The sequence below is a fragment of the Pseudomonas sp. D47 genome, from assembly GCF_045447305.1.
Lineage (GTDB): Bacteria > Pseudomonadota > Gammaproteobacteria > Pseudomonadales > Pseudomonadaceae > Aquipseudomonas.
The window spans coordinates 1-8992 of sequence record NZ_JBJGXU010000109.1 but is presented as its reverse complement, the minus strand read 5'-3'; the positions used below and the strand labels follow the sequence as shown (position 1 = coordinate 8992).

The window sequence follows — 8992 nt, the reverse complement described above, 5'->3', positions numbered from 1 at the left end:
CCTACCTAACCCCATCACAGGCTCAGCGCACCACAAAGTGTTGCGCAGATCCCCATGCTGCGAACTGGGCGTTTCAGTTGCCATCACAGGCAAGCCAGCTCCCACACTTGACCGTGCCCACTTTCAATCACACTAATCAGGCGATCTCAGCAACCACTGCCGCCAACGCCTTCGCCGGATCCGCCGCCTGGCTGATCGGGCGACCGATAACCAAGTAATCCGAACCCGCGTCCAACGCCTGACGCGGCGTCAGAATGCGACGCTGATCGTCCTGCGCACTGCCCGCCGGGCGAATCCCCGGGGTCACCAGCTGCAACGACGGGTGCACGGCCTTCAGGGCCTGGGCTTCCAGCGCCGAACACACCAGACCATCAAGGCCAGCCTTCTGCGCCAAGGCCGCCAAGCGCAATACCTGCTCCTGAGGCTCGATATCCAAGCCGATGCCGGCCAAGTCTTCACGCTCCATGCTGGTCAGCACGGTCACACCAATCAGCAGCGGCTTCGGCCCGCTACGCTGTTCCAGCACTTCACGGCAGGCGCTCATCATGCGCAGGCCGCCGGAGCAGTGCACATTGACCATCCACACGCCCATTTCCGCAGCGGCTTTAACCGCCATCGCAGTGGTATTGGGGATGTCGTGGAATTTCAGGTCGAGGAATACTTCGAAACCTTTGTCACGCAGGGTGCCGACGATTTCGGCGGCGCAGCTGGTGAACAGTTCCTTGCCAACCTTGACCCGGCAAAGCGTGGGATCCAACTGGTCAGCTAGCTTCAGTGCGGCGTCACGAGTGGGGTAATCCAGGGCGACGATGATAGGAGTCTGGCAGACGGACATTGGAATAGGCTCTCAGGCAAGTCGAAATCGGCGCGGATTGTAGCGCAAGCGGCGCCGTTGCGGGATCCGATGATCGGTAAATACTGACCAACCGCGCTACGGCGACCATTTTAACCAAATGTGTCAAGGCTGATACATTCACGACATGCCCCCAACACGACCCGCCGCTAGCCTCGCGCACATGACCGCCCGCCCAGCACTTCCAGCCATGGAGCTGGGCGCCTATGCTGACAGCAACAACCAGGCAGATGATCGCACTATGCATACCCCTACCGTCTCTGTAAATGAAGAGCAAAACGGCGCGGTGATCGCCGAAGACAAGCGCTGGAGCACCCGTGCGCTGATCGTCGATGACGATGTACCGATTCGTGAATTGCTGATCGATTACCTGGCCCGCTTCAATATTCTCGCCATCGGCGTCACCGACGGCACCGCCATGCGCCAAGCCATGCAAGCCGAAACCTTTGATGTGGTGGTGCTCGACCTGATGTTGCCGGGCGAAGACGGCCTGTCACTGTGCCGCTGGCTGCGCGGCGAATCGGACATCCCGATCCTGATGCTCACCGCGCGCTGCGAACCCACCGACCGCATCATCGGCCTGGAACTGGGCGCCGATGACTACATGTCCAAACCCTTCGAACCGCGCGAGCTGGTGGCCCGCATCCAGACCATCCTGCGCCGGGTGCGCGATGACCGCACCGAGCAACGCGCCAATATTCGCTTCGACAATTGGCGCCTCAACAGCGTACTGCGCCAACTGGTGGCCGACGACGGCCTGGTAGTGCCGCTGTCCAACGCCGAGTTTCGTTTATTGTGGGTGTTTATCGAACGACCACGCCGCGTGCTGAGCCGCGAACAGCTGCTGGACGCTGCACGTGGCCGCTCCATCGAGGCGTTTGATCGCAGCATCGACTTGCTGGTGTCGCGCCTGCGCCAAAAGCTGGGGGATGACCCCAAAGCTCCGCAACTGATCAAAACTGTGCGGGGCGAAGGCTACCTGTTCGACGCGCGGGATATCGGCTGATGCGTGCCACCTTCAATACGCTGTTTGGCAGGCTGTTCGGCGTATTGCTGGTGGCCATTGTGCTGGCCCACGTGCTGGCATTCTTCTGGTTTCACCACTACGGCCCGCCACCGCCGCCGCCCCAGGAAACCTTCGTCGAGCAGCCGGACGGCACGATGAAGCCGCTGCCCAAGCATCATCGCCCCTGGTTCGGCGGCCCCGTGGTGCCGCTGACCTTTCAGTTTATCTCGCTGATTATCGCGGCCTGGTACGGTGCCAAACTGCTGAGCCGGCCGATCCAGCGCCTGAGCGCGGCGGCCGAACGCTTGAGCCTCGACCTCGACAGCCCGCCGCTCAGCGAGTCCGGGCCTCGCGAGGCGCGGCAGGCGGCGTCGACGTTCAACCTGATGCAAAAACGCATTCGCGAGCAAGTCAGCCAACGCGCACGCATGCTCGGCGCGGTCTCCCATGACCTGCGCACGCCGCTGTCACGCCTCAAGCTGCGCCTGGAGCAGATCGAAGACACCAAGCTGCAAGGCCAGATGCGCCAGGACTTGGATGACATGATCGGCATGCTCGATTCCACCCTGAGCTACCTGCACGAACAACGCACCAGCGAAACCCGGCACTGGCTCGACGTGCAGGCGCTGGTCGAATCCCTCAGCGAAAACGCCCAGGACCAAGGCTGCGATGTGCAGTTCGCCGGCAATTGCGCGCCCTTGCAGGTGCAGCCGATGGCGTTGCGCTCATGCCTCAACAACCTGATCGACAACGCCTTGCGCTACGCCGGTACCGCGCGAATAGAACTGGCGGACAGCCGCGAGGCCCTGGTCATCCGAGTGATCGACCACGGCCCGGGGATTGCCACGGACAAACGTGAGGCGGTGTTCGAGCCATTCTTTCGCCTGGAAGGTTCACGCAACCGCAACTCGGGCGGCGTCGGCCTGGGCATGACGATTTCCAAGGAAGCGGTGGAACGCCTCGGCGGCCGCCTGAACCTGGAAGAAACCCCTGGCGGCGGCTTGACCGCCGTGATGTGGTTGCCGAGGGCTTAGAGGGGTTTGTCTTCGCGACGGGCCTGAGCCTGGGTTGCACTCCAATCCGTCAGCAGGCTGTAGGCCACCGCGAGTAAGGTCGGGCCGATAAACAGGCCGATAAACCCAAAGGCGATCAACCCGCCAAACACGCCCAACAGTACAATCACCAGCGGCAAGTTGCCGCCGCGGCTGATCAGGTACGGCTTGAGCACGTTGTCCACGCCGCTAATGATGAACGTGCCCCACACGCCGAGGAATACCGCGTGGCTGTAGTCGCCCTTCCATGCCAGCCAGGCCGTGGCCGGGATCCACACCAGCGGCGGGCCCATGGGGATCAGGCTGAGCAGGAAGGTGACGATGCCCAGCACCAGCGCGCCCGGCACTCCGGCGATCAGGAAACCGATCAGCGCCAGCAGCGCCTGGGCCGCAGCCGTACCGATCACGCCGTTAACCACGCGTTGCACGGTGCCGGCCACCAATTCGATGTAGTAGCCAGCACGGTCGCCGATCAGGCGTTCCAGCAAGCGATGCACAAAGGTCGCCAGGCGCGGCCCGTCCCGGTAGAAGAAAAACACGAACACCAGGCTCAGGGTCAGCTCGAGAATACCGCCGCCGATCTGCGCACTGCGCGCCAGCAGCCAATTACCGACCTGCCCCAGGTACGGCTTGATGCTGACCATCAGCGCCGCGCCCTGTTGGTCGATGCTGTCCCAAGTAGCCACCAGGCGCTCACCAACAAACGGGATCGACCCCAACCAGGTGGGCGCGGCAGGCAGGCCGTCGACCTGGATATCCTTGATCAGGCCCACGGCGTCGCGCACATGGTCGGCCAAGTTGAAGCCCAGCCACACCAGCGGCACCGCCACCAGCAACATCCAGCCCAAGGTCAGAATGCCCGCCGCCAAGGATTCCCGGCCACCCAACCAGCGGGTCAGTAAACGCATCAGCGGCCAACTGGCAAACGCCAGCACCGCCCCCCAGAACAGCGCCGACCAGAACGGCGCCATGACCCAGAAGCTGGCACCAAACAGCACCAGCAGCAGGATTTGCACCAGTAGGCGATCGTTATTGAGCATCGGGTATCTCGAGAAGAAGGCTGTAGGAAGAGAGCTTAGGCGAACGGCGCGGGTCCGTTCGCCCTGTAACGGTCAGCGTATCAGATGCAGGTGCAAACCCTTAGCTTCACCGGTGCCGGTTTCCAGGCGCGCGGCGCGCACACCGCTGTCGATCAGGCCCTGGCGCCAGGCTTCGGCGCTCGCCCCGGTCAAACTGATGCGCAAGGTAGCGTCGAGGTTCAGGCCACGGGAAATAAGGGTCAGCCAGGTGGCGTCAGGTTCGGCGCCGAGTGCCGGGAAGTCCAGTTCACCCGTGCTTTTCAACTCACGCAGCAGGGTGGCCGAGGTGGGCAGCACGTCTCCCAGCGGCGCACTGGCGTCGAGTTGTTCAACATGCAGATAGGCGCGACGGTTGCCGCGCGTGATGCCGTACAGCGCTACCAGAGAGTTATCCTGGGGCGCCGCGAGGCGTAACAGCAGGTATTCCTGCTGACCATCGGCGCCGACCAGCTTGGCGTTGCCGAACACTTCATTGGCCCACAGGCTGCTTTCACCGCAATCACGGGCCTGGCACCAGAACAATAACTGCGCGCCTTTGGCCTGCAACGCTTCGCGGGTCGCGGTAAACGCGGCGCTAGAGGTGTGCTCGGCGGGCAGTTCATAGGTAATGGCGGTGGCTTGGCCGCGCGCCGTGGCCTGGCCTTCGTAGCGCAGTTGGCCGCTGATTTTGCGGATCGCGCCCATCGGGTAGATGCGTTCCTTTTCTTCGGCAGGGCGGTAATCGACGATTTGCGCATCGACCTGGCGGGACACGGCCGGTAAATCCAGGCTTCCCGGCACGTCGGCGGCGAACACCAAGGGGCTGAAACAGCACAGCCCGAGGGCACGGATACATCCTTTACGCAGGCTCATCGCAGGGTTGAGCCATGGCCATTAGAGGTCGCAGCAGTGTTCATATCGTACATGGTTGACTCCCTTTCAATCCGCCCAGCCTCGGCAGTTGCCCACGCCAAGTCAAGGCGCGTGGAAGAACCGATTGAAACAGTCTGCAACAAGGATCGCGCCGGGCTCATCATTAAGGTGTAAATGATGGCCGCCCGGCAGCGTGTTCACCGTAAAAGGTAACTGGGAAAGCAATTCGGAATGTTTCACCAGCATGCCGTCAGCCGCGACCACCAATTGTGTAGGGCAACCCACACGCCGCACGAAAGCCATCGCCTGTTCATCGGTCAGGCGCATCGGCGATGCCAAGGTCAGGCGACTGTCCGTACGCCAAGTGTAGCCACCCGGCACCGGCATCAAGCCGCGCTGGGCCAGCAGTTCAGCGGCTTCGCGGCTGACCGCCACCACGCCTTTCATACGTGCTTCAACCGCCCGATCCAGCGTGTGGTAGACCGGTTTGCGCTTGTCCTGCAGGCTCAACTGCGCCTGCAACGCCATGCCCAGCCGCTCGGCGGCGTTCTCGCCTGGGGCGGTCGGCGGGATCACACCGTCGATCAACCCCAGGTGCGTGACCCGTTCCGGTAAGGCACCGGCCAGTACCATGGAAACGATGGCGCCGAGGGAATGGCCAAGTAATGCAAAACGTTTCCAACCCAGTTGTTCGGCGACTTGCAGCACATCAAAGACGTAATCCCAGAGGGAATAACCGGCGCCTAAAGGGCGATGCGCCGAATGCCCATGGCCGGCCATGTCCAGCGCAACGATGCGCAAACCGCGCAGTTTCGGCGCCAACCGCGCAAAGCTGTTGGCGTTGTCCAGCCAGCCATGCAGGGCGATCACCGGCAGACCGTCTTCGGGGCCAAACAGATGCGCCGCCAACTCGATATGCGGCAGGCTCAGGCGAACCTCTTCGACCGGTGTGCTCATGCGCAACGGCGCTCGCGCGCTTCCCAGCGCGAGAACAGGTTCTTGATCAACGTCGCGGTGTCCTGAGGGCGCTCAAGCGGGAACATATGGCCGCCAGGCATGGTGAGCATCTCGCCCATGGGCAGGCGGTCGACGCCGCTGGCATGGTGACGCATCACCACCCGACTTTGACGGCCACGGACGACAGCCAGCGGCACCTTCAACTGGCGAACCTGGCCCGGGCTAGTGTGGGGCACGCCCCGGTAGATGCTGATTTCGGTGGCCGGATCAAAGCGCAGGCGCAGGCGATCACCCACCTGCTGCAGGCCATGTTGCAGGTAAGCATCAAAGCATTCCGGGTCGAAGCCGCGAAACAGCGTCTTGCCGGCGAAGTAACTGCGCGCGGCATCCAGGTCGGTGAACTCTTCACGGCGGCCCAAGGTGCGCCCGGCCGGGGTCAGGCGGTCGATAAAACCGAAGCGCTTGGCGGCACGGATAACCCAGCGATCGGCGCGGGTCAGCACCGGCGAATCGAGCATCACCACACCCCGGTACAACTGCGGGCAGCGCATGGCCGCGTGCAAATGCAATACGCCACCCAGGGAATGGCCCACGCCCCACACCGGTTCCGGCTGCAGTTCCAGATGGTGGATCAGCTCGTCCACCAGGTTCTGCCAGTTGTCGTCCACCGGAAACCTGGGGTCGTGACCGTGCTGCGGCAGGTGAGCCACTGCATATTCGGGGGCCAGGGCGGCAAACAACTTGCCGTAGGTGGCCGAAGGGAAGCCATTGGCGTGAGCGAAAAACACATGCTGCGACATACCGGACTCATCTACAAAAACAGAAGTTGATTGTCACCATGCCTGGCCGTTACAGCAATGACTGTAACCGCCAGGAATGATGACACTCACGCCACGCCTATCGCGCCGGCGGGTTCTCGCCCAAAGGCACCACGGCCATGGTCAGGCGCGATACGCAGCTGGCTTTGCCATCGTCGCTGGTCAAGCGAATGTCCCACACCTGGGTCGTGCGGCCGATATGGATCGCCCGCGCCACCGCCGTGACCCGCCCGCTGCGCACACCGCGCAGGTGGTTGGCGTTGACCTCCAGGCCCACGCAATAGAACTTGCTGGCATCAATACACAGGTAAGCCGCCATGGAGCCGACGCTTTCGGCCAGCACCACCGACGCGCCGCCGTGCAGCAGGCCGTAGGGTTGATGGGTGCGATGGTCGACCACCATGCTGGCGGTCAGGGATTGGTCGTCGAAGCTTTCGAAACGGATATCCAGCAGCTCACCAATGGTGTTTTTCTGGATCGCGTTGAGTTGCTCGATATTCGGTTGGGTGCGCCACAGGCTCATGCGATTGTCCTTGTTAGTTTTATTACGGCCCTAATCCTGCCACAGAATGGATTCGCTGCGCGCGCTCCAACGCTGGAATTGGGCACCGTAGGTCGACTCGATCACCGCGCGTTTGATCTTCAGGGTCGGCGTCAGGAAGCCGTTTTCCACCGCCCAACTGTCTTTTACCACCACCAGTTGACGCAGGCGCTCATGCTTATCCAGCGCCTGGTTGACCTGTTCCAGCCAGCGTTCGAGGCTGCTGCGCAACGCGTGTCGATCTTGAGGCCCGGCGGATAAAACGCACAAGCCGATCGGCGCACTCAGGCCATCGCCGACCACGCATACTTGCTCGATGCGTGCATGTTCGGCCAGGCGATTTTCAATCGGCGCCGGGGCCACGTATTTGCCCTTGCTGGTCTTGAAGATTTCCTTGAGCCGTCCGGTCAGGCGCAGGCGGCCGTCGGCATCCTGCTCGCCCTTGTCGCCGGTGCGCAGGAAACCATCGTCGGTGAGGGTTTCGGCGGTTTTCTGCGGGTCTTTGAAGTAACCGAGCATGGTCGCGCCGCTGCGCACTTGCACTTCACCCGATGCGTCGATGCGCACTTCAACCCCAGGGCACGGCAGGCCGATCCAGCCGAGCGTCTGCTGGCCGGGGCGACAGACGTGGGAATAGCCGCAGCTTTCGGTCATGCCGTACACCTCCAGCACGTCCAGCCCCAGGCGCTGATACCAGCGCAGCAAGGCCTCGGGCACAGGCGCCGCACCGGACAGCGCAATGCGCAGCGCATCCAGCCCCAAACCCGCGAGGATTTTATGGCCGACGCGTTTGCCGATAAACGGCAGGCCCAACAGGGTGTCGAGGCGCTTTTGCGGGATCTTGCTGTAGACGCCCATCTGGAACTTGGTCCAGATTCGCGGCACGCCGAACAGCGCCGTCGGTCTCGCCCTCTGCAAATCGGTTAGAAAGGTGTCGAGGCTCTCGGCAAAAAACACGGTTTGCCCAGTGTAGATCGACGCCAGCTCCACAAACATCCGCTCCGCCACATGGCACAGCGGCAGGTAAGACAGCAGGCGGTCGCCCTCCCCCAGGCCAAACAACTCAGTGCCACGGGTGGCAGCAAAGCCCAAGGCGCCGAAGGTTTGCATCACGCCTTTGGGCAAGCCGGTGGTGCCGGAGGTATAGACGATGGTGGCCAGGCTGGAGGCGGCAGGTTCGGGGCTGTCCTGGATCGGCGAGCAGGCTTGCAGATCGGCCCAGCGGTAATCGAAGTCACCGGCCGGGCACAGCGGCAGGCTGATGGTCGGCAACCCGTTCGGGATACCCGGCGCCATGTCCGGCCAGTCATCCAGCTTGCCGATCAGCGCCAGCGCCGCCTCGGAATGGGTCAGCACATGGGCGACGGAGTCGGCGGTGAGGTTGGGGTAGAGCGGCACCGACACATGCCCGGCCATCCAGATCGCCAGGTCTGCGATGATCCAGTGCGCGCAGTTTTTCGAGATCAGCGCAATGTGTGAGCCTGCCGGCAGCTCACGGGCACGCAGCCACTGCGCGGCGCAGCGGGCCTGGTGGCCGACCTCGCCCCAGGTGAGGGTCTGCACTTCGCCGCCGCCGGTGGGCTGCACCAGAAAGGGCTTGCGCGGGTGTCGCGCTTCACGTTCGAAGAAGACCTGCAACGGCAAACGAAAAGCGACAGGCATGGGACGCGCTCCTTTGTGATCCGATGATAGCCAACCAAGCACTTGCTTGGTTGACTATATAGCACACACGAAGCGGCGATCTATCCTATGGGGTAGGTATCTTTTTACAGGTTGAGTGATGGGGTTGTTTTGGGGTCGCTGGGGGCATATCCGTTATTTGGGTAACGACTGC

At 62.6% G+C, this 8992-nt stretch carries 9 protein-coding genes; 2 read left to right on the top strand and 7 right to left on the bottom strand.

Features of this window, described 5'->3' with window-relative positions:
* Positions 1 to 136 precede the first annotated feature (136 nt).
* Positions 137 to 835 carry an orotidine-5'-phosphate decarboxylase gene (gene pyrF, locus ACI77I_RS31105; protein WP_094953668.1) on the bottom strand — a complete coding sequence of 233 codons (699 nt, stop codon included), beginning with the start codon at positions 833 to 835 and terminating at the stop codon, positions 137 to 139.
* Between the two features lie 208 nt (positions 836 to 1043).
* Between pyrF and ACI77I_RS31100 the strand changes: the two genes are divergently transcribed.
* A complete protein-coding gene (locus ACI77I_RS31100) occupies positions 1044 to 1859 on the top strand; it encodes a response regulator (protein WP_371917717.1) in 816 nt (271 codons plus the stop codon).
* On the top strand, positions 1859 to 2893 hold the full coding sequence (locus ACI77I_RS31095; protein ID WP_094953669.1) for a HAMP domain-containing sensor histidine kinase: 1035 nt from the start codon (positions 1859 to 1861) through the stop codon (positions 2891 to 2893). Before ACI77I_RS31100 ends, ACI77I_RS31095 begins: the two co-directional genes overlap by 1 nt.
* Here ACI77I_RS31095 and ACI77I_RS31090 read toward each other — a convergent pair.
* From ACI77I_RS31090 to ACI77I_RS31065, 6 genes are all read right to left on the bottom strand, one after another.
* Positions 2890 to 3951, bottom strand: coding sequence for an AI-2E family transporter (locus ACI77I_RS31090; protein ID WP_242155207.1), 1062 nt, complete (start codon positions 3949 to 3951; stop codon positions 2890 to 2892). The two genes, ACI77I_RS31095 and ACI77I_RS31090, sit on opposite strands and share 4 nt — an antisense overlap.
* Before the next feature lie 72 nt (positions 3952 to 4023).
* Entirely contained in the window at positions 4024 to 4842 is an 819-nt protein-coding gene (locus tag ACI77I_RS31085) for a DUF4892 domain-containing protein (RefSeq protein WP_406999997.1), read from the bottom strand.
* 102 nt (positions 4843 to 4944) lie between these two features.
* Positions 4945 to 5799 (bottom strand): alpha/beta hydrolase, encoded by an 855-nt coding sequence (locus ACI77I_RS31080; protein ID WP_406999995.1) that lies wholly within the window; start codon positions 5797 to 5799, stop codon positions 4945 to 4947.
* Positions 5796 to 6599 carry an alpha/beta fold hydrolase gene (locus ACI77I_RS31075; RefSeq protein ID WP_094953673.1) on the bottom strand — a complete coding sequence of 268 codons (804 nt, stop codon included), beginning with the start codon at positions 6597 to 6599 and terminating at the stop codon, positions 5796 to 5798. Before ACI77I_RS31075 ends, ACI77I_RS31080 begins: the two co-directional genes overlap by 4 nt.
* Before the next feature lie 97 nt (positions 6600 to 6696).
* Positions 6697 to 7140 carry a hotdog fold thioesterase gene (locus ACI77I_RS31070; RefSeq protein ID WP_094953674.1) on the bottom strand — a complete coding sequence of 148 codons (444 nt, stop codon included), beginning with the start codon at positions 7138 to 7140 and terminating at the stop codon, positions 6697 to 6699.
* Between the two features lie 30 nt (positions 7141 to 7170).
* Positions 7171 to 8820: an AMP-binding protein gene (locus ACI77I_RS31065; RefSeq protein ID WP_406999993.1), complete on the bottom strand. Its 1650-nt coding sequence runs from the start codon at positions 8818 to 8820 to the stop codon at positions 7171 to 7173.
* Between the last annotated feature and the right edge of the window lie 172 nt (positions 8821 to 8992).